17 protein-coding genes are annotated in these 21680 nt (G+C 60.6%); 8 read left to right on the forward strand and 9 right to left on the reverse strand.

What is annotated here, in order from left to right; all coding sequences use genetic code 11:
- The first annotated feature begins 20 nt into the window (after positions 1-20).
- Entirely contained in the window at positions 21-536 is a 516-nt protein-coding gene (locus P6U30_RS02195) for a pentapeptide repeat-containing protein (RefSeq protein WP_407167915.1), read from the forward strand.
- 239 nt (positions 537-775) lie between these two features.
- On the opposite strand, the gene P6U30_RS02200 is transcribed toward P6U30_RS02195, so the two are convergent.
- Together P6U30_RS02200 and P6U30_RS02205 are read right to left on the reverse strand one after the other, a co-directional pair.
- Entirely contained in the window at positions 776-1117 is a 342-nt protein-coding gene (locus tag P6U30_RS02200) for a DUF2958 domain-containing protein (protein WP_407167916.1), read from the reverse strand.
- Positions 1117-2535: a PGN_0703 family putative restriction endonuclease gene (locus P6U30_RS02205; RefSeq protein ID WP_407167917.1), complete on the reverse strand. Its 1419-nt coding sequence runs from the start codon at positions 2533-2535 to the stop codon at positions 1117-1119. Before P6U30_RS02205 ends, P6U30_RS02200 begins: the two co-directional genes overlap by 1 nt.
- An 18-nt stretch (positions 2536-2553) precedes the next feature.
- Between P6U30_RS02205 and P6U30_RS02210 the strand changes: the two genes are divergently transcribed.
- Both P6U30_RS02210 and P6U30_RS02215 read left to right on the forward strand, forming a co-directional pair.
- The gene (locus tag P6U30_RS02210) at positions 2554-2778 is read left to right on the forward strand and encodes a hypothetical protein (RefSeq protein WP_407167918.1); all 225 of its coding nucleotides are present in this window, start codon (positions 2554-2556) and stop codon (positions 2776-2778) included.
- Between the two features lie 82 nt (positions 2779-2860).
- Complete coding sequence (locus P6U30_RS02215; RefSeq protein ID WP_407167919.1) at positions 2861-3865, forward strand: hypothetical protein; 1005 nt, start codon at positions 2861-2863, stop codon at positions 3863-3865.
- Positions 3866-4295: 430 nt separating this feature from the next.
- Here P6U30_RS02215 and P6U30_RS02220 read toward each other — a convergent pair whose 3' ends face one another.
- From P6U30_RS02220 to P6U30_RS02230, 3 genes are all read right to left on the reverse strand, one after another.
- Entirely contained in the window at positions 4296-4733 is a 438-nt protein-coding gene (locus P6U30_RS02220; protein ID WP_407167920.1) for a hypothetical protein, read from the reverse strand.
- A gap of 11 nt (positions 4734-4744) precedes the next feature.
- The gene (locus P6U30_RS02225) at positions 4745-4972 is read right to left on the reverse strand and encodes a hypothetical protein (protein WP_407167921.1); all 228 of its coding nucleotides are present in this window, start codon (positions 4970-4972) and stop codon (positions 4745-4747) included.
- A gap of 129 nt (positions 4973-5101) precedes the next feature.
- On the reverse strand, positions 5102-6307 hold the full coding sequence (locus P6U30_RS02230) for a tyrosine-type recombinase/integrase (protein ID WP_407167922.1): 1206 nt from the start codon (positions 6305-6307) through the stop codon (positions 5102-5104).
- A gap of 100 nt (positions 6308-6407) precedes the next feature.
- Between P6U30_RS02230 and P6U30_RS02235 the strand changes: the two genes are divergently transcribed.
- The 5 genes from P6U30_RS02235 (at position 6408) to P6U30_RS02255 (ending at position 13272) form a co-directional block, all read left to right on the forward strand.
- Positions 6408-6851, forward strand: a complete 444-nt coding sequence (locus tag P6U30_RS02235) for a hypothetical protein (RefSeq protein WP_407167923.1) — start codon at positions 6408-6410, stop codon at positions 6849-6851.
- A 581-nt stretch (positions 6852-7432) separates the two neighbouring features.
- Positions 7433-7693 (forward strand): hypothetical protein, encoded by a 261-nt coding sequence (locus P6U30_RS02240; RefSeq protein WP_407167924.1) that lies wholly within the window; start codon positions 7433-7435, stop codon positions 7691-7693.
- Between the two features lie 27 nt (positions 7694-7720).
- Positions 7721-10252, forward strand: coding sequence for a hypothetical protein (locus P6U30_RS02245; RefSeq protein WP_407167925.1), 2532 nt, complete (start codon positions 7721-7723; stop codon positions 10250-10252).
- Between the two features lie 117 nt (positions 10253-10369).
- Entirely contained in the window at positions 10370-11431 is a 1062-nt protein-coding gene (locus tag P6U30_RS02250; RefSeq protein WP_407167926.1) for a hypothetical protein, read from the forward strand.
- Positions 11432-11442: 11 nt separating this feature from the next.
- Positions 11443-13272: a hypothetical protein gene (locus P6U30_RS02255; RefSeq protein WP_407167927.1), complete on the forward strand. Its 1830-nt coding sequence runs from the start codon at positions 11443-11445 to the stop codon at positions 13270-13272.
- On the opposite strand, the gene P6U30_RS02260 is transcribed toward P6U30_RS02255, so the two are convergent.
- The 4 genes from P6U30_RS02260 to P6U30_RS02275 all read right to left on the reverse strand — a co-directional run bounded on the left by P6U30_RS02260 (position 13244) and on the right by P6U30_RS02275 (position 21496).
- Entirely contained in the window at positions 13244-14497 is a 1254-nt protein-coding gene (locus P6U30_RS02260; RefSeq protein ID WP_407167928.1) for a DNA methyltransferase, read from the reverse strand. The genes P6U30_RS02255 and P6U30_RS02260 overlap by 29 nt on opposite strands.
- A gap of 1080 nt (positions 14498-15577) precedes the next feature.
- Positions 15578-18196, reverse strand: a complete 2619-nt coding sequence (locus tag P6U30_RS02265; protein ID WP_407167929.1) for an MASE1 domain-containing protein — start codon at positions 18194-18196, stop codon at positions 15578-15580.
- Positions 18197-18445: 249 nt separating this feature from the next.
- Positions 18446-20038: an ABC-F family ATP-binding cassette domain-containing protein gene (locus P6U30_RS02270; protein WP_407167930.1), complete on the reverse strand. Its 1593-nt coding sequence runs from the start codon at positions 20036-20038 to the stop codon at positions 18446-18448.
- 138 nt (positions 20039-20176) lie between these two features.
- Positions 20177-21496 carry an Hsp70 family protein gene (locus P6U30_RS02275; protein WP_407167931.1) on the reverse strand — a complete coding sequence of 440 codons (1320 nt, stop codon included), beginning with the start codon at positions 21494-21496 and terminating at the stop codon, positions 20177-20179.
- Between the last annotated feature and the right edge of the window lie 184 nt (positions 21497-21680).

A 21680-nucleotide genomic window follows, 5' to 3' on the forward strand; every position in this document is an offset into this window, starting at 1 on the left:
GAGACGGGGAAGACGTCGACTTGACCGGTGCAGATTTTACCGGCTGCTCTCTCAGGGGCTGCGTTGCTGATGGGCTGAAGTTTGTGAGTGCGAGTGTCCAGGATTGTGATCTGTCTGGATCACGGTTCAAAAAGCCCGTCTTCGCCAAGTCATCCTTGCGCCGCGCCAACTGCTCCAACATCGTTTGGGGCGCGAGCGACGCTCGGCTCGGATCGACCGCTACAGACGCGGATAGTGCGTCTTTCATGGATTGTTACGCGGGGTTCGCCTGCTTCAATCAAGCCCGGATTGCAGGCTATTTCTTCAATACGACCTTTCACGACAGTGAATTTCTGTACGCGAACTTGTCCGACTCGCACATTGCCGGAAACGGGGTGGGTACCCGCGTTTCTTTCGCTGGTTGCGATTTGACCAGGGCGGATTTCTCGCGTTGTCGGATAAGTGGAACGAGCTTCAGCAATGCCACTCTTGATGGAACGAACTTTTCAGATTGCGACGTGGGCGCCTCGGTCCGTGGGCTCGATCAAATTAGCTGAGGCATTCGCTCTTGGCCCTGAACTGAACAACGAGCCGTCCGCGCCAGTTTCCAAGAGCTTGGCGTGCGGTACGGCCGTCTCGCGCAGCGGACAAGGAAAAGAGCCCCCGATCGAGGGGGGCTCTCGGACTTTCGCACCTTGCGAGTCATCAGGCTACGGAACGCTTTCGCAGTCCCTCACGTGCCGGTACCCCTCGTCGCTGCTCTGGGAAGATTCGCACGAAAGTCGTTGGGTTCGGATCAAGCGACAATGCGTCCTTTGATCCGAGCTTCTTCGGCATACCCGGATAGCGGTTTGTCCGCGACGAAGTGAAGGTCCCGTTCGACGGGAAGGCCCAATCGCCCTCTGACCTCCATGATTTCCGCGAGGCTGACATACCCAAGCTCGGGGTGACCGAGGCCCAAATCGCACAGGCCGAACAACCGATCCGGATTTTCGATATCCGCCTCGGAAATCAGCCACGTCGCGCCGGCATCCGGAGTAAACAGCTTGAGGACCGGAAAGGTATTGGGTTCATCGGCCAGGGCGTTGGCGAACAAGCGAATGCGATCCTCGTCGGTGATGAGTTCTGAGCTGGTCATCACGCTTCCACCTGTTTCGCTGTACCCAGCGTCCGCTTCGCAGGTGAGGACGCCCGGCTCGTTCCGTGTCGGTTGGACTGCCGGAGTGAGCGCCGTGCTGGCGGAAGCGCGCGCCTGTTCGTCGCCCTTGTGTACTGCGGCTGCACGGACGATGAAGCGTTTTCGGCGCCGGCAAGCTCCTGAATCGACAGGCGATAGACCTGATCGAAGTCGCAGTAGCGCCCCCAGAGCGCGTGAGCCGGCTCCAAGGCTCCCGCTGCCGCGATCGCCTCGACCACGGCCTCCAGTGTCAGAGGCGCAAATGCGACTCGATCAGGTTCACGTCGATCGGCATCGATCAATTCGGCTTCATAGAGGCGGAAGGCGGCTTGGACGCGGCGATTGAGGCGCGGGCCGATAGCCATGAAGATGGCACGCGGCGTGACACCATTCTCGACCGCTAGCTGCGCCAGCATGTGTTCGCGCCAAAGCTGTTCGAGCGCGACCGATCGCAACGATGCACTGTCGGCGTCGCGATAGAGGCGAACCTGCTTCGATGCCTCATTGTAGCGGTCGCGCATCCGGGCGGCCGGGCCTTCCATGCTCTCTGAGTATTTCGTCTCGATGAACACAGTGGCCTGTTCGCCATCCGGCGTGATGACTCGCACGGCGAGATCGAAGGCGGTGCGATCGGCGAGGAAGCGGTCATCGCGGCGGCCGGGTGAATGCTCGAAGATGATCCGCTCGACGCTGTGAACGAAGTTAGGAAGCAGGCGACGGAAGACGGCGGTGGCAAGCTCGCGGTCGAGCGCAAGCGGTCCGAAGAGATTAAAGACCAGCGGCATCGAGGACAGCGCATTGCCGAAGAGCCGCTCCTCGTCGATGGCGGCATCGTCTTCGCACAACAGCCATTCCTGAAGTGCGAGACGATGAATGTCGGGATGGAGGAAGTTCTTGCCGGCGTTGGCGGCATCGGCGCTCAGGGTCGAGCCGAACGACGAATGTGCGCTGGCCGCGCTGTGATCGTCGGATGCGGCGGTCGTGATGCCCTGCGCTTTAAGCCAGATGCATTGCAGGGTCCTTGCGCAGGCCCGGAAGCGTGTATCGATGGTGCAATAGGCCCCATGACGCTTGAGCACGGCTTCGGGGACAAGCGGTGTCCGGGAAAGCTGCTTGAAGGTAGGAGCGGATGAAGAGGGGTGATCGGCGGGAAGACGGGTCGTCGAGTCGTTGGGCATCTGAATGTCCGCATTGATGAAGTGCAGAAGATTCAGGGATGGCGGAGCGATGTTGACGGCGTGATCGACGCTCTTCCGGGCGCACGGCGCGATGTTGAGCGGGCCCAGGCATGAAGAATACGCAGGTAAGCCATGCGATAGGTGCATAAATCTCGGCCCTATATAATGGGGGTGCGAGACACATTCCGTGGATCGGCCCATAACTTTGAGGCCGATACTATGTCGAATCTCGATAATCCAAATGAAAACAATGAATTAGCGGAATCGCCGCTCGATCCGGCCATCGCCGGGGACGGTGGTGGTTTCGACGATGAAACGCTGGCTGACTACCTCGCCCGGACCGGCAAGTCTCCGGTCCGCGAGGTGTCGATCTTCGCCGGCGCGAAGAAGCCGAAGCGCCGCAAGCCGACGTTCGTCTTTCCGCGCGTCCCGCCGCTGCTCTGAAAAACCTCCCCGCTCAGGCCCATCGCGTCAGCGCGGTGGGCTTCTTTGCGTCTCCTCAATCACCCCCATCTGGAAATAAACAATGACCAAGCTCTCCGTGCCGAAAGACAACTTCGATCAGAATCTCGCTAGGTTCTTTCACGAACAGGAGAAGATGAAGCTTCTGTCCCCCGCCGATCTCAGAAAGTATCTCAGTAAGAAGGAGGCGATGTTCCGGAAGAACAATCCGTTTCATCAGTCCCGGCAGAAGGCATCCGCGCTGACCGTGGAGGTGCCGCGCCTGTACGCGGCGGTGGCCTACGCGATGTGGCAGTACGGCGTGGTGATGAACACGCATCTGATCATTTGCTGGCGGCTGCTCGGCATCACGCACCATGCCAAGGCTGCGGAGTTGCTGAGTCTCTACAATCATGAAGCGGCGAAGTGGCTCGATGTCGGAACGGGTGACGGCGTTGAACGGCGTCGGGTTACGCGCCGGGCGTCGGGGACGAGTGCGCCGCATGTGTTCGTGTACGTGCACGAGAATGCGCAGGAGAAGGGTTTTCATACACACGAATTGATGGGTCTTCCGGTCAGCAGGGCGCAGGCGTTCGCGGACTGGAGCCGGGATTGTCTCGCCCGGCTCGCCGGGAAGTCCAAGGTTGATGAAGCTGCGGTGTACTTTTCGCCGGCCAGCGCGAAGCTGAAGCGGTTCAAGCCCTATGGAGGGGCGCGGGAGAATTTTCCGATCGAACGGCAATGGACCTGGTTCCGGTATATTACGAAGAGCCTGCACCCCGATCATATGGAGCGTTCGCCTGATGGCGGATTGCGTCCGGCCCGTGAAATCTTCGGGATGACGGATCCGTTTATGGAGACGCCACCGGTCACCTGCACGAAGCTCGCCGGCTATTCGGAGAACATCGGCCCCGGGATGCAGCGTCGCGCGGGCTTCAAGTCGAAGTTCGAGAGCGGAGATTGGGCCAATCTCTACAACGGGTCCGAACTGGATGATTTCAGGGAATGCGTGGCAGAGATCCTGAAGGAGGCGCGCGAAGCGGCGAGGCAGGCGGAAATGAACGCCGTGCTCGATCGCATCACGATCTAGGCGCGGGTATTGGCTAATGTCCCCTTCCAAGTTGGCGACACTGAACTTGGAAGGGGATGGCGGTGTTGTTGGAAATTGAATTTTGCAAGTGATTGAATCTAGGAGGAAATGAGGGTGCGGGTCGGATACTGCGCAAATTTCGGAGGATGAGACCAAACCGGCTTCCCCGGCCCGCCATCGACACGATCGATCAGAACCAAGATGCCGGCCGAGGCGCACGACCTTCGCCGAAAATGAAAGAGGTCACCCGCTGCCGGGTGACCTCAAAACATTCGACCTGTTCACAGCCCTCAGCCGGAAAGCGGCGGGGCAATGTAGGGCGGGTTCTTGGGGAGGCGGGGAGGTCTGACGTTTACATAAGCCTGCGTCAAGACATGTGCAATTTCATTGAGCCGTCATGGTCCCACCAATGCAGGTGATTCGTGAACGGTCACTCCAGCGCATCATCATCCCAGCTATCCGACGGAATGGCGTCGTAGTCTTCCGGCAGGTCCGAATTGTCGAGGCCGATCCAGAAAACCGGAGCCGCCGATGAGGACGAGCTGCCAGAGGTGTCAGAGGTGTTCGCCTCTGCATCTTCATTCCTGCCACGGCGCTTCGGGTATCGCTCGTCCAGCAATGCCAATAGCGCCTGCGCGCCTTTCGCGGGGTGCCGGCCTTCGCCGTCGATGGAGATCGTGCCGGTCGAGGGCCAGAAGTTCACGTCGCGCACCTTGATGTGATATTTCGACTCGCGCCGGACGTAGCGCTTTCGTTTGATCAGCTCCCAGATCAGCTCGCGGACGAAGTCCTGGTCGTCCCGGTAGTAGAGTGGCTTCTTGCCGCTGTTATCGAATCTGGAGCTCTCGTTGTGAGGTGACGTTGTCATGGTGGCCACTCCTATTTGGCGATTGGGGATGGCTGCGCGTTCGGCGCGGGAAGCTGGGGCCGTGTGGCAAGCCAGTTCTCGGCATCTGCGAAGCGGATGATGGTGCGGGCGCTGACCTTGACCGCGCGAAGGTGACCCTCGCGGATTTCCTTCCATGCGCTGGTGCGTCCGATGCCAGCCCAGATTGCGAAGTCGTTGACCGACATCGCGCCCCGGGGCTTTTCGAGTTGTGGTGACATTTGATTCCTCAATGTTCGAAATTCGGAAGCTTTCGGCTTCCGGGCGGATATGGATTGGATGCGGACGGGAGCGGACGGCTGCGCATCGTCTTGATGCGCGGAAGGGCGAGCGTTGCCGAGGGAAAACTATCAGGGCTTGGATAGTGCAGTTCCGCCGCAGAACGTGGCCCATGCTTCCGCAAGCTGACGGCGCTTTTCGAACAGATCGCCGCGCCGATAGGCGGCCTCGACCTTGTTGCTTATGGTGTGGGCTAGCGCCATCTCGACGACTTCGCTCGGGAAGTCGGTTCGCTCCGCTGCCCAGTCTCGGAAGGTCGAGCGGAAGCCGTGGGCGGTGATGCCATCGCATTTGAGGCGGCGCAGCAGCATCAGGAAAGCCATCGAGCTGAGCGGGCGTTCCTGCTTGCCTCCGGGAAACACGAAGTCGCTGGTGCGGATGTCCTGCATCTCGACAAGAATGAGCTGGGATCGTTTGGCAAGTGGGATGCGGTGATCGCGGCCGGCCTTCATGCGGGCGGCGGGCACGGTCCAGAGCTGCGCCTTTTCATCATACTCGGTCCAGCGCATACCCATCGTCTCATTGGTGCGAGTGGCGTTGAGGATGCAGAACTCGAACGCACGGGCGACGACTGTTTCTTCCCGCCGTAGAATCTGGATGAAGGCGGGCGTCTCGTCGATCGGCAGGGCGGCGTGATGGTTGACGGTTGCCACCCGCGAGCGCCTGGGCAGAAGATGGGCGAGATGCCCCTTCCATCGCGCCGGATTGTCGCCGGTGCGGTACTTCATGGTGCGAGCCCAATCGAGAATGCGTTCGATCCGGCCCCGGACGCGGGCGGCCGTCTCGGTCTTCTCCTTCCAGATCGGCTGCAACACCTTTAGCACAAGCGCATCGTCGATCGCGGCGACTGGCCTGTCCTTGAAGATGGGATAGACATACGCCTGAAGCGTCGAGGTCCACTGCTCGGCGTGCTTGCTGTTCTTCCAGCCGTCCTTATGGGCGGCGATGTAGGTCTCGGCGCACTTCTCGAAGGTGACGGTCTCGGCCGCTTCAATGCTCTTTGCTTGCTGCTCTTTGTGGCGTTCTTCCAGCGGATCGAGGCCCTTGAACCGCATCGCCCGGCAGATCTCCGCCTTCTCGCGCGCTTCGGCCAGCGACACGGTGTGAAACGGGCCAAGTCCCATGTCCCGCAGCTTGCCGCCGGTGCGATACCGGAAAATCCAGCTCTTGGCGTTGCCGTCGCGGACCTTCAGGTAAAGCCCGAGTCCGTCGGCATACATTCCCGGTTTGAGATTCTGTCTGATCTTGAGTGCGGTCAGCACTCGTATGCGAGCCATTGCGAAACTTCCGTGTCGTGTCCGAGTCCATATGGAAGGCTGGGTTCGGTCGACGGCCGGAGATGTTTCGAGTGGTGTAGCCGATCGGAGGAGAAGCGCGATGCCGCGTGACGCAAAGAAAAAGACATCGCTGAAACTGCCAGACGTAAGGCCGGGCAACTGGCGCGGTGAAATCCTTGGAGGCTGCACGGTCAATTTCGGGCAGGTCGTCCAGCCCGGCCCACCGAGGCAGTCCGTTGAATTCACCTACATGATAATGCCCGCTGCCTTCACCATGCCGGAGGCGCGCTTCACCTGGCCCGGCGTCATCATGATTATGACGCCGACCCCGATGAAGACGGAGTTTCCGGACGCCGGTCATCTCCTCAAGGCCGAGCACCTTCCGACATTGCACCTCTCGCTTGAGGTTACGCGAGGGCAGTTTTCGGACATGCTGAGGATGCTAGAGGCGAAGCGCCTGAAGGATTTTCATTTCACCGTCGAGGATGCCGCCGATGGCTCATGGCCGGTCTATAGCTGGGGAATGTCGGCGACTTTGAATTAGCAAGTTGCATTCCCGGCATGAGATGTCGCTCTGCATGGACCAAGTTCAGAGCGCGACGCTTCCGCGAAGATCGCTACGTCTTTGAAGTTCGTTTGGGCGAGCGGCGGTCAACGCGCGGTGATCTGTTGTGCGGCGTCTCATTGCAGATGATGTTCCGCCCACCCTGTCCGATCACATCCAGCACCTCCTGGTGAGTGGCTGCGACTGTGGCCGTGTCTGTTTTCCCCCGTTGGTCTGAATGTCCGCGAACTGGTCCGTTGCGCGCATCTGCGCGGACCACGCAGAGCGCGGATCGCGGCGGCCTGAACATCCGCTATTCCCGCATCCGAAAGCAGCTCCTTATGAAATTCACTCGACACAAATTTCTCCGCAAAGGGTGAGCAAGGCGTCGAATCATGTCGCAAGTAATTGAAATTGTTCGATAATAATTGTGCGATCCGAGCAGTCTCGCCCGCAGATGCGCTTCTGCACGAAAAATCCCCTCCATTTCGTGAGATTCTTCTGGACTCAAAATTTCTTGTAATTTAGAAGAAATCCTATCGCCAAATTTGGATCATGTGCGTGATAAGAGGAGCCTAGAAATGCTTGATCAGACAACAAAGGAGGCCCATGTAGCGAAAGCCTCAAAGCGCCAAAAGTTTATTGAATTGGCCGAAAGTCGGACTGTGAATGCCATCAAAGCTATCCGTATAATCGGCAAGCTAGGCAACAAAAACGCGTATCAGTTCGACGATTCGGACGTCCAGAAGATCGTCCGGGCACTCAATAAGGAGGTCGAAGCGCTTAAGGCGCGGATGTCCTCGACGGGTGCCAAAGAGTCGATCGATTTCAAATTGGATTGATAATTCAAACGGGTAGGGGGCGAGGAGATGACGAACGGCCAAATCAGGGACCTGTGCATCGCGCTTCTTCATGCCGAGTCCGAGCAGGCCGCCATGGATGTCCTGAAGGAAGCGGGGTACTGGGACAAGCCCGGCCTCTGGCGGCATTACGGGGACCTTGAAAACAATTGGGGAACAAGCGGCAACCAGCAGAGCCTTGCAGAGGCCGCTCTCGCCGAGAAGCTCGTCAATTCGGTTGACGCCCGGCTTATCAACGAGTGCATGGTCCGCGGCATCAACCCAAAGGACAAGGAAAAGGCGCCGCAGACCATCAGCGCAGCCGTGGCGATGTTCTTCGAGGAGCCGGGAAAAAAGCAGACCAGCGGCCTCCTTGAGAATTGGACCGACGAGCGTATCCGTAAAGTCGCGCAAGGGATCACGCTTACCGCCACCGGCAATCGCCCGACGTTAAACCTCACGATCGCCGACATTGGCGAGGGTCAGACCCCTCGTAGGCTTCCGAGCACGATCCTCTCGCTGAGCCGCTCCAACAAGAACTACATCCCATTCGTCCAGGGCCAGTTCAATCAGGGCGGCACCGGGGCACTGCGTTTCTGCGGCGTGCGTAATCTTCAGCTCGTGATTAGCCGCCGCAATCCAGCCCTCCTTGGGACTGATCCTGACGACACGGATACGCAGTGGGGCTTCACCATCGTCCGCCGCGAGCGGGCATCCGAGGCCACGGATGGCCGCAAGACCTCGGTCTACACGTTCCTCGCGCCGGTCGGCGTCGGTAAGCAGCACGAGCCGCGGCATGGCGAAGTGCTTTCGTTCTCTGCCGCGACGATGCCCCTCTTCCCGAACGATGATGTCCCCTACGGCCGCGAGACCGAGTACGGTACCGCGATTAAGTTGTATGAGTACCAGTATGTCGGTGAGCGCTCAAACATTATCCGCGGCAAGCAGGTTATCCTGCGGCGTCTGGAACTGTTGCTTCCCGAAATCGCACTGCCGGTGCGACTCCACGAGTTCAGGAAGAACGCTGCCGGCAAAATTCTCGCGAAAGGCAGTCGTGAAAACACCCTCGTCGGGCTGCGTCGCCGGCTGATCGATAACGAGAATGTCGAGGATGGCTTCCCGATCTCGATCAACTTTTCGCCCAAGGGTGAGAAGCTGATCGCCGATGTCTTCGTCTTCAAGCCCGAAGGCACCGAGCGCGACGACGATGACGAGGATGATGATGGCAAGGAGCGCAAGAAGCTCGGAGGTATCAAGTCGTACCGCAAGCGCGAAGGTGTTGTCTTTGTCCGCAACGGTCAGACCCAGGGGAGCCTGCCTCGCGATTATTTCAAGCGTGATACGCTCAAGCTCAAGCCGCTCGCCGAAGACATGCTCGTGTTCGTCGATTGCGACAACATGGACCCCGATGTGCGGGAAGACTTGTTTATGCCCTCACGCGACCGCCTCGCCGGCAACGCGTTCAAAGATGAACTGATAGATGCACTGGACCAGGCACTGAAGTCGGACGACACGCTCAAGCAGCTTCGCAATAAGCGGCAACAGGAGCGCGTCAACGAGCAAATGAAGAACGACCGTCCGCTGGATGACGTGCTCCAGAATCTGATCAAGAGCTCGCCCAATCTCACGCAGCTCTTGCAGCTCGGCCAGCGCATCTCCGCGCCCTTCAATACGGTGATGGTGACCAGCGCGCCAGAGGAGCCGTTCAGGGGCGAAATCTACCCGACGTTCTTCAAGATCAAGAATGTCGAATATGGCGAAGTCTACAAGCGCAACGCGCCGATCAACCAGCGCATGCGTCTTACATTCGAGACGGATGCCCGAGACGACTACTTCCGTCGCCGCATCGAGCGGGGCGGCTTCTCGCTGGTGTACCTCGACGAAGCCGGCAATGAACACGACTGCTCCTACGTCGGTCCGAACCTGAAGAGCGGAATCGCGAGCGTTACGGCGAACCTGCCGGATGATTGTGAGATTGGCGACGTAATCAAGCTGATCGCCCGCACCGACGACACACAGCGCAGCTTCGAGAGTGTCGTCGAGGCGACTGTCAAGCCGCCGGCAGAGTCGCACGGTGGCGGCTCAGGCGAGCGTAAGCCACCTCAGAACAAGCCGGGACACGATCGCGAGGCGCCGCGGCAGCTCTCACGGCCCAAGATCGAGCGTGTCTTCCGCGAAGACTGGGAGAAGCAAAAGCCGCCCTTCGATGAGTTTACTGGCATGCGAGCGGAAGTGATCGGATACGACGAGTCTGAGAACGAGATCTACGAATTCAGGGTGAACATGGATAACACGCCCCTGTTGAACGAGATTAAGCTGCGTCGCCTGGAGGACGTCACGGCGCGGAATCAATTCCTATATGCCAATGTCTTGATCGGGCTGTCGTTGCTGCTCCACCAAAAGCAGAATCCAGCCAAGAAAGATCAGGCCCCGATGGTTGACGAGAAAATCGAGGAGACGACGCGGGCGCTGGCGCCGTTCCTCCTTGCTCTCACAACTCTGTCTCAGCAGGACCTATCGGATAGCGAAGACCTTGATGGACTGGAGGCCGCAACGGGTTAGCCGCCGCTGCCCTCACGCAGAGTTCGATACCCAAAAATTTCCCATGTTGCAGGCCGGCTCAACGGACCCTGTGAATTTTACTTTGTGAGGCTCGGCCTCGCATACAAGGAGATTTGAATGCCGCTGAATACTCCCGATCTCTTGCCCCGGCTCCTGAACGCGCGGACCACCGCTCAGACTGAGGCCATCATGGTTGCGCTGCCGATCGTGCCACCTGAGGAATACCAGTGGATTTCCGCGGACGAGCGGTCCGGGACGTGGCAGCCGGGCAAGCTTCATTGGGTGCCAGTAGGGCGTGATCGGGGCAACGGCGGGCGCATCAAGCTGGCCGGCGAGCCGATGAACCCGCTTGCGGAGCGCCTGGTCAACGGCATGGAGGCCCTGATCGAGCTTGAGCGTATTCGGGAGGTCAAGAAGGACCCGAACAAGCCGATGCCGCCGAATCCGCGCGATGCGGTCCTGCGGTATTTCGGCTTCCCGAGGCTCGATCAGATCGAGCGTCTTGAAGATGACGAACGGAAGGTGAAATCTGCGCTAGCCGATAAGGTGCGCAAGAACCTCTCGATCACGCTGGACTTTGAGAAGAAGTCCAAGGAGTTCGCCGTGACGGTGCGCGATCACGGCATGGGCCAAGCGCCGGAGTACGTGCATCGTACGCTCCTGTCGCTTGGCCGCACGGAGAAGGCCGACAAGCCATACCTCATCGGGGTGTTCGGCCAGGGCGGCTCTTCCGCCTTCTCGATCGCGAAGTATTCCGTCGTTATTGCGCGCCGCGCGCCTGACATTCGCAAGCAGGGCGAAGGTGCTGGGGTGGGTTGGACCATCGTCCGCGAGATTCAGCCAAAGGGCCGCCGCGATCCCTATTACGCGTATCTCGCCGCAGCGGAGGACGGCAGCGTGCCGAGCATCGACCCGACGCACGCCGAAAAATTCGGTCAGGGCGCGCAGTTCTGCCATATCGCCTACGACTTCGGCGCGTCCGACTCGTCGATCGCGCGGTTGATGTACCAGTCGCTCAACCACGTTCTGTTCAACCCGGTCATGCCATACGAACTCTACGCCCTAAAGGACACGCCCGATCCGATGAAAGGGAGCGCCCAGCGTCTCGCCCAGCGCGTGCGCCGGTTCGGTCCGGGCGTCGCGCTCGACAAGTCCTTTGCACAGTTGCCGGTGGTCTGAGGGGGAACGTCATGGCCGAAACAGCAGTCAAAGTTGAGCCGCTTCTTTTCGACGATTTGCCCATCGAAGACCTCGGCACAATCTCCATCCGCGTTTTTGTTTTGCCGCCTAAGCCGAAGAAGGGCGCTGAGAAGCAGGCGGCGCTGCCTCTGGACGTAGAGGCGGGCGAGGAGTTCATGCTGGAGTCACAGGGCGCGACCCCAGTCAGCAGCTACCTCGAAGCAAGCCGCGGCAAGCGGTGTGTCGTATATCTGGTCAACGGTCAGCGCCAGGAGTTCGACGACAATACCTTCATCGTGCAGGAGTTGGGTTTTCGCTATCTCCGCTCACGCATGATGATCATGATTGACGTTGATGGCCTTGCGCAGGAAGCGATTGGTCGTCTTATGCAAGGTTCACGGCAGGGCTTCTATCGCGGTGCCGTGCGCGAAGCGATTACAAAGCGTATTGTCTCGACCTTGAAGGGTGACCCCGATCTCGTGCGCCTCGAACAGGAAGCGGAAGAGGCTGTTTCTGAGCTTTCCGCCGGCGACGAGAAGGTCAAGCAAACCCTCGACCAGCTCATTGAGTCGCACCACGACAAGGGGTACTCTTTCGTGGAGGGCATCGGCGCTGCCGGCGACACGCACGGCGGTGATGAACTCGGCTTCAAGACCGTGGTGAAGGGCGGAGTGGTGACACTGTTGCCGCCCGACGTCGGCCAGGCATCAGACTATCCGGTGCTCACGTCTCAGCCGGCGGCGTCGATCATCCGCCTCCGCCCCAATGCGCCACGCGAGATCGCCATCAAGTCGATCCCGTCCGGGCACTGGGCGGCGATCTCGCAGTTCACTGTCGAAGACGATTCCAAGGTTCTCGAACTCAAGGTGAAGCATGAGCGCTTGGAAGATCACGGCAAACTGACGCTCACGTTCAACGAGCCGGAAGACTTCGATAAGGACGAATATCCGGTCCGCGCCACGATCAAGGTTACTGCACGCTTCAACGGTATCGCGGAGCCGCGACGCCTCGAGCTTTCGGTTCTTGTGAAACCCGACGTGGACAAGCCGGACCCGAAGCTCGTTGACGAGCCCATCAAGCTGAAGGTCACATCGCGCCAGCCGGTGCAGATCCGTCGCGGCGAAACCGACTCGCATATCCGCATGAGGTGGGACGGCAAGGACCGCTTGATCACGGATGACGCCGCACCGTGGAAGTTCGCGGCCAAGCTGCTCGGGACCGGCGCGCAGCCGGACATTCACTTCTCTGATCCCGCTGCCGGACGCTTCACGATGTTGGTCTCACCTCTGCCCAAATGGCAGGCGGGTCAGCGCCTGACCTTTGAGGTCACCGCAACCGGCCCGAAGGGCCGCCAGCTCGTGACGTCTTTCGACGCCGACGTGGTCGATCCGCCCGAGCCGACGGTGAAGGACCCGAAGGCGCCGCGGTTGGTCGATAGCGAGTTCAAGACCGGTTCGATGCGCCGGCCGCCCTACGAGCTCAAGACGATAACGCGCGACGAATACGATCAGCCATGCTGGAACGCCGAGGAGTGGACGGACGAGGACGCCGGCGCCTTCCTGAAGCCGACCGAGCGCGCGCCACTCATCCTGATCATCAACCAGGATATGGCAGTGCTGCGGGAGCTCCGGCAGGCCCTCGCGAAGCGCAACACCGAGCAGGACGTGCAGCGCAAGCTGAACAAGTACACGTCGCACATCGCCTTCCACCTGTACCAGATGTATCAGGAGACCATTGGGAAGAAGGACGAGGACGTTGATGCGGCCGACGCAGCCCGTCGCAATGAAGTGCGGCGCGTCGCGATGACAATGATCAAGCTGATGGACGTGGCTGAAAAGTAGCTTCGGCGGCGCGGTAGTCGATCCGGCGGCGGTGGAAAAGTACTACTTCCTGGCTGCCGGGCGTCGTGCCTCGCTGCGCGCTGTACCATCTGCGCCCGGGGACGCTGCGCCAGAGGCGTCCGTCGCGCTCGCCCTTGAGGGATGGCAGGAAAAGTTCGGTCAAACCGGCCTCTTCCATGGCTTCGAGATACCGCGGAAGCTGCCAGTCCGGCGCCGAAAAGGCGACCATTTGGACGACGATGGTATCGCGATCAGCGAGCGCCGCGACGGAGGACATTGAGCCCCTGATGTTGTTGAAATAGGTTTTGAGTCCTGGATACTTGCGGTCGCCCATCGTGTAGTAGCTCAGGCCGGAGCCATCGAGCTTGTTGGCGATCATGAATGGCACGGGCGCCTCTTTGCGGCCGTCTACCTGCCAACGGTGATACAGAACGTGTACGCCGGGATATGGTGGCGATGTCACTACTAGGCGCGGCGGGCGCATCCCGGTCAACTTCTCTTCCTCGTCGATGCCAATCGCACTCCGGCGGAGGATCGTCACGGGCTGGCGCCCGTGTGCCTTGACCAAGGCCCGGAACTCGCGGGCGCCCATCACCATGTCTTGGGCTGTTTCGGTGAGCGTGCGACGGAAGCCTCCCACCGTGGCCTGCTTGCTGCGGCCGTCAAGCGCCCACTGGGCTGTCCGAAGCACAACGCAGCGGCCGAATGCTTCAAGGCGCGGCGTGCCGAGTGACACTGCGCTTGCAACCGATTGTTCAATGGCCTTGCGAAGCCGCCAGCGCGATCGATGGTCCAGGTGCTTGTAGTAGCCCATGTTCTCGTAGTCGGCGATCGGCTTGGACGGTTTGTGAATATCGACGGCGCGGGCCACGCAACCCGACCAGCGCTCAAGGGCATCTAGCTCTGCTTCGGAATACACTGAGCACTTCACCGTCGCGATGAATTCGGCCAGCGAGCTGATGTCCACACCGATAGCTTCGCGACCTGAGGCAAGGGCCTCTACCAGCGTCGTCCCGCCGCCGACGTGCGGATCGAGGACCAGATCGCCAGGTTGGGTGAATGTCTTGATGACGGCGTTGGCAAAAACCGGCGAGAAGCGCGCTGGATATTTGTAGAAGCCGTGCGTCAAACCGCGCACAGGCGAGGTGTCGCGCGCAGCGGCAACAAGCGCTGCTTGCGCTTCCTCCGGCAGATCGAGGTAAGGCTTCTTAATGGATTCATACATCGGTAACGATAAACAGCAGTTTTGGTTAATATTGGCTTACCGGATTCGTCAGAGCGCCTGCGAAGTTTCGGCGGAAGTGCATGGGTGACCAACGAACCTGATTCGGGAGTCGAAATAAGGCCGAGCGCTCTCGGGCCTGGGTAAAGCCTTGGATAGGGCAGGCTCGTTTTCGCGAGGTGATTGTCTGGCTGCGCGCGTCTGCACCGCACTTCGCAGCGAGCTAGCCGGCGAGGTCATGCACGCTGTGGTTACCCTGGATGGAAGGCTCATCGTGAGTAAGGACGGGCCGCACAAGTTCGACATTACTTCGGTGCGAGACCTGATCGAAACGCTGCGAGGGACGATCGTCGCGGAGCATTGGGGCACTCGACTCTCCGGTGGGGGATTCTCTGGCCGATGCCCGGGATGGGTGCCGGCGTTGCCGATTGTAGAACAAAACATGAACATTTGCAATTCATGGTCTGTTTGGCCGGGACAGCTCCCAGCGACGGGGGCCGGTCGAGCTAGATGGAAGCATCACGGGACAGGCGGACTATCGTTCACTAGCGCCGTCATGCGCATGCGCGAACAGAACCGGCTGATAGGCAGGCCCTTGCCTTGTCGAGCTGTCGGCAGCACAACTGCTCCTGAAGGGCCTGGAGGCGGAAGCGGCCGTCATCATGGACGCCGGCTCGTCGATGCGCGCAACCTGTATGTCGCCATGACACGCGGATCGAAATCTGACGGATCCGCCTCGGTGAGCGCGGGCCAAACGCTGAGGTCGCCTATTTACTCACTAGATTATTCCAGCCAACCCCAACCGTCCGTCGAACGTCCTTGCCCATACTCCGGCCCATATTTCCCTGGAGATTGCACATGAATTGGGACGAAGGCGCCTGAGGCTCGGCGCACAGCTTGCACCTTTGGCGCAAGTGTTTCTTGAATGTCGGCGATCATATGCGAATGAGGGCGATACGTGCTAATTTTGTCTCCCTCTCCGCCATTTGGTAGCTGTGCAGCCCGGACATATAGGTGACAGGTTGTACCTGACAGATGGGTGACAACCTCGTGCCGAACGGGTTGTCGAGGGGCTGCCGCTCCTCACGCGAGCGGTGCGCCGGATGATCTCGCTGATCGCGGAGGCGCAATATCCTGGATAAAATCCCTGAGCGCCTCGGTATCGAACGGCTTGCGGAGTATCTTCAGATTTGGTGGGGCTGCCTTGGCAGCATCGCTGTAGCCGGTCGTAAGGGCCACGGGCAGACTGGGATACCGCGACCGGATTTCTCTCGCCAGCCCGACGCCATCGATGGTTCCTGGCATGACGATGTCGCTGAAGACGAGGTCGATCTTTGTGCCGGCTTCGAGCAGCTTTAATGCCGCTTCGGCCGAATCCCGATAAACGGTCTCATAGCCGAGATGCTCGAACAGCGAGGATGTCACATCCGCCACATCAGCGCTGTCGTCGACAACGAGAACCGTCTGCCGCTGCGGATGCTGTGCTCTGGTTCTGGCCGCGGCGAGGGCTTTGCTGGTGATCTGCTCCTCTGCACAGGACGGCAAATAGATCGTGATCGTCGTTCCCTGTCCGACCTTGCTGTCTGCGGTCACCGTTCCGCCGGCCTGATGCGCAAAGCCATAGACTTGAGATAGACCGAGCCCCGTGCCTTTGCCGACCTCTTTCGTCGTGAAGAACGGGTCGAACATCTTGGACAGAAGGTTCGGCGGAATGCCGGTGCCCGTATCGCTGAGCGCGATCGCAAAGAACACCTTCCCACGGCGATCGTCGCCGGTTTTCCGGTCTACAGTTACGGCATGAACGGATAACGTGAACGTGCCGCCGTTCATCATCGCGTCGCGCGCATTGACGGCAACGTTGACGATCGCAAGCTCGAGCTCGGCGAGGTCCACCTTGACTGGCGCAACGTCGCCGCCGACGTTTTCGTTGTACACAATATTCCCGCGCAATGAGCTCTCGATCATGGTCCGCATGTTCTTGATCGACGCATTCAGATCGACGACCGTCGGGCTGAGATGCTGATGGCGAGAGAATGTCAACAGTTGGCGCGTGAGGCTTTCCCCGCGCTTGGCTGCGGTCTGGATGGCTTCGATCGCTCTCGGTAACTTTGGATCGAGCAGGCGTGCAAAGATCTGGGCGCTGCCCCCAATGATCATCAATAGATTGTTGAAGTCGTGTGCAATGCCACCGGTCAGTTTGCCGATTGCCTCCATCTTTTGAGACATCGCGAGCTGTTCGCGCGCTTGCACCAGCTTCTCCTCCGCGTCGCGTCGCTCGGTTGCGTCCCGGAGGATGCTGATAAAACCGATCAACTCGCCTGCGCTATCGCGGCTCGACGAGACTGAGCCGGTGATGAAGAACGGCGTGCCATTTTTTCTGATGCGCCACCCCTCGACGTCGTGCTTGCCTTCTTGAATTGCCAATTCCAGCGCGTGGGCTGGTGAACCGGCGCGGCGTTCATCCGGCCGATAAAAGATCCCGAAATGCTTGCCTATGATCTCTTCCGGGGTGTAGCCGATGATTTTTTGAGCGGTGCTGTTCCAGCTCGTCACGTGCCCTTCTTTATCAAGGGCAAAGATGGCGTAGTCGACAACGCCTTCGATTAGGCTTTGGAAGTGGCGCCTCACGTTGTCGAGCGCCAAGGCTTTCCGTTCAACTTGACGGTTCAGTTGGTCTTGGACAGCCCGCAAATGGGCTTCCGCGGTCTGGTGCGTCGCAATCGCCGCAGCCAAGGCAAGAGGCGGCATCGATGCGCTGATCGAGAGCACGAGCAACGATAATAGTGCTCCATTCAGATCGGCTTTCGGAAATGGATCGTTGCCTAGCGAGAAGCCCCACAGGGCCATTCCGATGAAAACGAGTGCGGCGGTCGCGACGTTGCATCGATTGCCGCGCAACCCAGCCCACATCAAGGGCACCAAGACCAGAAAGCCCAGAAGGCTCCGATGCGGCAGCAGCGTGTTGAGGTCGTTGCCGATGAGGTCACCGCCGATGAGCGGGCCGTAAGCAGCGATCCCGATCACGCTTACCAGAGCGCAGACTGCGATCGTTTCCAATAGAATCCGTTCAAACGACATGCGTAAGGGCATCATTGCCCAGAGCACGACGACCGGAGCAATCACCAAAGTCCCGGCTGCGTCTGCAAGCCACCAGGTTAACCAGGTGACGACGGAATCGGAAACGCCTGGTTCGCCGGCGAGAATGGACCCGGCCACGGCAATGGTTGAACTGATCACCGTGGTCGGCGCAAAGGAAACGATCGCAAACTTCGCGATGCTGGAGGGGCTCGAAAACGTCTGCTGACCGTTCGCCCAGCGACCGATCAGCCATGCTCCGGCAAATGCGGCAAGGAGAGTGCCGATCCCGACCGCGCCAAACTCGAGGATCGATCGGTCGGACATGAGATAAGGAGAAACGGCCCCCACCAGGATCGCGGGCCAAATCCGGTAGCCGCGCAGCATGACCAGCGCGAGCGCAACCCCGGTCGGTGGCCACAACGGTGTCGCGGCCGGGTTTATTGCGGGCAGGAATTGCGCGGACGCGGCGAGGCCAGCGTAAATCGCGGCGACTACCAGAAGTTCCGCCAGGTAGCTTGCAGCGCCCCACGCGCCGCCAAGAGCGAAAAGATCTGCTTTACCAAGCCCTGCGCTTTCCATCACAAGCCTTTGCGGTGGGCCGTCTAAAATGCGCTGGGGACCCATCCGCTGTCCATGTTAGCCCAAGCAGGGCGATCGCGTTTCCAGCACGTCGATACCGCCAAACTCGCAATGCAGTTTTGACCAAAGCATGGCCGCACGATGATCGCTGGAGGGACAGCTTGCAAGTTCGAAACCAACCGCTCGGGCAGAACCGTTGACCTAACGGGCTAACCGCGACCGGCAATGCCCTGTCCGCCGCTGTGGCGAAGCGGCTGGGTCTTTGATCCCGTAGGGAGATTCCGCTGATCTCACTTATCTATCGGGCGTAGGTAGATCGAACCTGCGGGTGACGGCAATGGCCGTGAGAAAGGCCTCATCGTGGCTCACCACCAGCAGCGCCCCGTCATAGGCGCGCAATCCGGCCTCGATCGCTTCCATGGATTCGATGTCGAGATGGTTGGTCGGCTCGTCGAGGATCAAAAGCGGTGGTGGTGCCGCGCCGCCAAGGACACAGGCGAGGCCCGCCCGGAGCAACTGCCCACCGCTGAGGCTGGAGACGGTCTGTAGCGCCGCATCGGCCCGGAACATGAAGCGCGCCAACGCCGCCCGGCACTCGTTCTCCCCGGTATCCGTATTGATGCGCTGGAAGTTGTCCAGGATCGAGGCCGACGCGTCCAGCAGGCTGACCGCTTGATCGAACATCGCAAAACCGTTCGCGACCTGCACCTTACCGCGCGATGGCATCAGGTCGCCGCTGATCAGCTTGAGCAACGTCGTCTTGCCCGCCCCGTTAGGCCCGACGATCGCGACACGCTCCGGTCCGGCGATGGAGAAGGTGAGGCCCCGCAGGACCGGCTTCTCGGCGGTGTAGCCGACATCGGCGGCCTCGATGCTGAGCACCATCCTGCCGATGGGCAGATGTGTCGGCGGCAGTTGCACCGAGAACTGCTGAAGGACCTCGATGCGTTGGCGTGCTGCGGTCGCGTGGTCGAGCGCCTTCATCCGCCTGCGCTCAGCGAGGCGGGCGTTCTCGCCGCCCGTGTCCTCGCTGCGGTCCTTGCGCAGGCCCGCGGCAATGCGCGGCATGTCGCCCTTTGCGCGCTTGCGCTGGCCTGCGCCGTCCTTGCGCGCTTTCCGTTCGATCGTCTCCCGTTCCTTGCGGTCGATCTCGGCCAGGCGCTTGTCGGCGCTCGCCAGGTCATGCCGGGCCGCGGCAAGCTCGATCGCCTTGCGTTCGCGATAGTGGCTCCAATTGCCGCCGTAGCGTCGGGCCTCCAGCGAAGTCAGTTCGACAATTGCATCCATGCTCTCCAGCAGCGCGCGATCGTGGCTGACAATGATCGCGCCACGGTGCCAGCCGATGAGCAGGTCGAGCACAGCCCCGCGTCCCTCGCGATCCAGATTGTTCGTAGGTTCGTCCAGCAACAGGAAGTCGGGCTCTGCGAAAATGAGCGCGGCGAGACGTGCTCTTGTGGCTTGTCCGCCGGACAGTCGCGCCATGGGTGCTTCGAGAACATCTCCCAATCCGACCCGGCCGAGTGCGGATGCAATGCGGACGTCCAGCGTCCAGTCGATATCAGCAAGCTCCTCGGTGGTCGCACGCCCCTGTTCCGCGCGGCGCAGCGCGCCAAGCGCATGGCGAGCCCCGAACAGATCGATGACGCATTCATCCGGCTGCATCTGGACCGTCTGATGCAGCAGTCCGACGCGTCCGCGGACCGAGACCGTGCCGGATTGTGGCGCACGTTCGCCGGCGATCAAAGCAAGCAGCGTCGTTTTCCCGGTGCCGTTGCGGCCGACAAGGCCGGTCCGTTCGGGTCCGAAGCTGAGGTCGATGTTGGAGAGAAGGATCCGGCCGTCAGGCGCGGACAGGGTCAAATTCGAGAGCGTGATCGATGCTGGCATGGCGATGGATGTCTCCGTGGGCAAGGCTGATGGGCGTTGCTGTCCGGATGAAATCCATGGCCGTCGGCATCCTCTCGGATTGATGATGCAGTTGATGTAGTCGCCTATGCACTCAGGATCAAGGCGGGAAATGAAGCGTCACGCCGCCGCGATCACGGTCCAGCGATCGGGGTCCGGCGTGTGGCCGATCAAAGCGAGGCCGTAGGCGATCGATTCGAACTGGTCGGCCGAGGTCAGCCGCGCTTCGCCAAAGCGCTCGGCGAACAGACGCTGCACGGCCGGCACGAACGATGTGCCGCCGGTCAAAAAGACTTTCTCCACATCGCGCGCGGTGATGCCGGCCTTGGCCAGGGCTTCGTCGACCGTGGCTCCCAGCCGTTCGATGTCGTCGGCGATCCAGGCCTCGAAGTCGGCGCGCGTGACGGTCGCGGCAATGTCGATGCCTTCGCGCGCAAAGCGGAACTCGACGCTGTCGCGGCTCGACAGCGCGACCTTGGTATCCGACACCGCGCGATAGAGCGCAAAGCCGAGATCGTGGTCGACGATGGTGATGAAATCATGCAGCGGGGCGGGATCGAGCGCGGTGCGCGCAAGCTGCTGCAGCTCGCGCAAATCGCCGTTGCCCTTCATCATCGCGAGCTGATGCCAGCGGGCGAGGCTCGAATAATAGTGATTGGGAATCGGCAGCACCTTGTCGAACGACCGGTAATTGGTGCCCTTGCCCAGTCGCGGCGAGACGATATGGTCGACGATGCGATAGTCGAACGTGTCGCCGGCGATCCCGATGCCGGCGTGTCCCAGCGGTTCGGCGCGCAGCACGCCGCCCACGCGTGAGAAGCGCATGATCGAGAAGTCGCTGGTGCCGCCGCCGAAATCGGCGACCAGCACGGTCGCATCGTGATCGAGGCTGCGCGCAAAGGCGAACGCGGCGCCGACCGGTTCGTAGACATAGCGCGCGTGGCCGGCCCCGAGCCGGTCAAACGCGGCCCTGTAGCGCTGCATGGCGAGCTCGTCATTGGGATTGCCGCCGGCAAACCGCACCGGCCGCCCGACCATGATGGTCGGTGCGCCGAGATCGAAGCCTCCGCCGGCATGGCGCGCCAGCGTGCGCAGGAACGCCGCCAGCAGGTCCTCGAACTTGTAGCGTTGCCGGAAGATCTGCGTGGTGTTGAATGCCGAGCTTGCGGCAAACGTCTTGAACGACTGGATGAAGCGGTGAATGGTGCGCCCCTCCAGGAACTGCTCGATCGCCCACGGGCCGCCCTCGGCGCGCGGATGCAGGCCGCTGCCCGGCCGCTCCTCCCAGAAGCACAGCGCCGACACAAAGACATTATGTGTGCGGCCGCCATGGTCGAAACGGATCGCTTCGACGCGGCCGTCGCCGTCGGACAATGCGACCACGGTGTTGCTGGTGCCAAAATCGACGCCGATCGAGACGGCGGGCGAGGCGCTCGACATGTCATACTCTGATAGTGGGATGTGAAAGGGGGCGGACGTTTTGCGGCTTTGGCCGCGCTTGCCAACCCGTTTGGACGCTATCCGAGTTGGGCCGGCTGCACCTCCCCTTGCAAAGGGGAGGTCGCTTTGCTCGCCAGAGCAAAGCGGGTGGGGATCCACTCTCTCCGCAGAACGCATCGCCCGC

Origin of the sequence: Bradyrhizobium sp. ORS 111 (genome assembly GCF_045571485.1) — a bacterium.
Classification (GTDB): domain Bacteria; phylum Pseudomonadota; class Alphaproteobacteria; order Rhizobiales; family Xanthobacteraceae; genus Bradyrhizobium.

Excerpts from the sequence above, each read along its gene's own strand:
- P6U30_RS02200 (WP_407167916.1), bottom strand. The coding sequence starts at position 1,117 with ATGACCAGCTCAGAACTCATCACCGACGAGGATCGCATTCGCTTGTTC.
- P6U30_RS02205 (WP_407167917.1), bottom strand. The coding sequence starts at position 2,535 with ATGGGCCGATCCACGGAATGTGTCTCGCACCCCCATTATATAGGGCCG.
- P6U30_RS02210 (WP_407167918.1), top strand. The coding sequence starts at position 2,554 with ATGTCGAATCTCGATAATCCAAATGAAAACAATGAATTAGCGGAATCG.
- P6U30_RS02215 (WP_407167919.1), top strand. The coding sequence starts at position 2,861 with ATGACCAAGCTCTCCGTGCCGAAAGACAACTTCGATCAGAATCTCGCT.
- P6U30_RS02220 (WP_407167920.1), bottom strand. The coding sequence starts at position 4,733 with ATGACAACGTCACCTCACAACGAGAGCTCCAGATTCGATAACAGCGGC.
- P6U30_RS02225 (WP_407167921.1), bottom strand. The coding sequence starts at position 4,972 with ATGTCACCACAACTCGAAAAGCCCCGGGGCGCGATGTCGGTCAACGAC.
- P6U30_RS02230 (WP_407167922.1), bottom strand. The coding sequence starts at position 6,307 with ATGGCTCGCATACGAGTGCTGACCGCACTCAAGATCAGACAGAATCTC.
- P6U30_RS02235 (WP_407167923.1), top strand. The coding sequence starts at position 6,408 with ATGCCGCGTGACGCAAAGAAAAAGACATCGCTGAAACTGCCAGACGTA.
- P6U30_RS02240 (WP_407167924.1), top strand. The coding sequence starts at position 7,433 with ATGCTTGATCAGACAACAAAGGAGGCCCATGTAGCGAAAGCCTCAAAG.
- P6U30_RS02245 (WP_407167925.1), top strand. The coding sequence starts at position 7,721 with ATGACGAACGGCCAAATCAGGGACCTGTGCATCGCGCTTCTTCATGCC.
- P6U30_RS02250 (WP_407167926.1), top strand. The coding sequence starts at position 10,370 with ATGCCGCTGAATACTCCCGATCTCTTGCCCCGGCTCCTGAACGCGCGG.
- P6U30_RS02255 (WP_407167927.1), top strand. The coding sequence starts at position 11,443 with ATGGCCGAAACAGCAGTCAAAGTTGAGCCGCTTCTTTTCGACGATTTG.
- P6U30_RS02260 (WP_407167928.1), bottom strand. The coding sequence starts at position 14,497 with ATGTATGAATCCATTAAGAAGCCTTACCTCGATCTGCCGGAGGAAGCG.
- P6U30_RS02265 (WP_407167929.1), bottom strand. The coding sequence starts at position 18,196 with ATGGGTCCCCAGCGCATTTTAGACGGCCCACCGCAAAGGCTTGTGATG.
- P6U30_RS02270 (WP_407167930.1), bottom strand. The coding sequence starts at position 20,038 with ATGCCAGCATCGATCACGCTCTCGAATTTGACCCTGTCCGCGCCTGAC.
- P6U30_RS02275 (WP_407167931.1), bottom strand. The coding sequence starts at position 21,496 with ATGTCGAGCGCCTCGCCCGCCGTCTCGATCGGCGTCGATTTTGGCACC.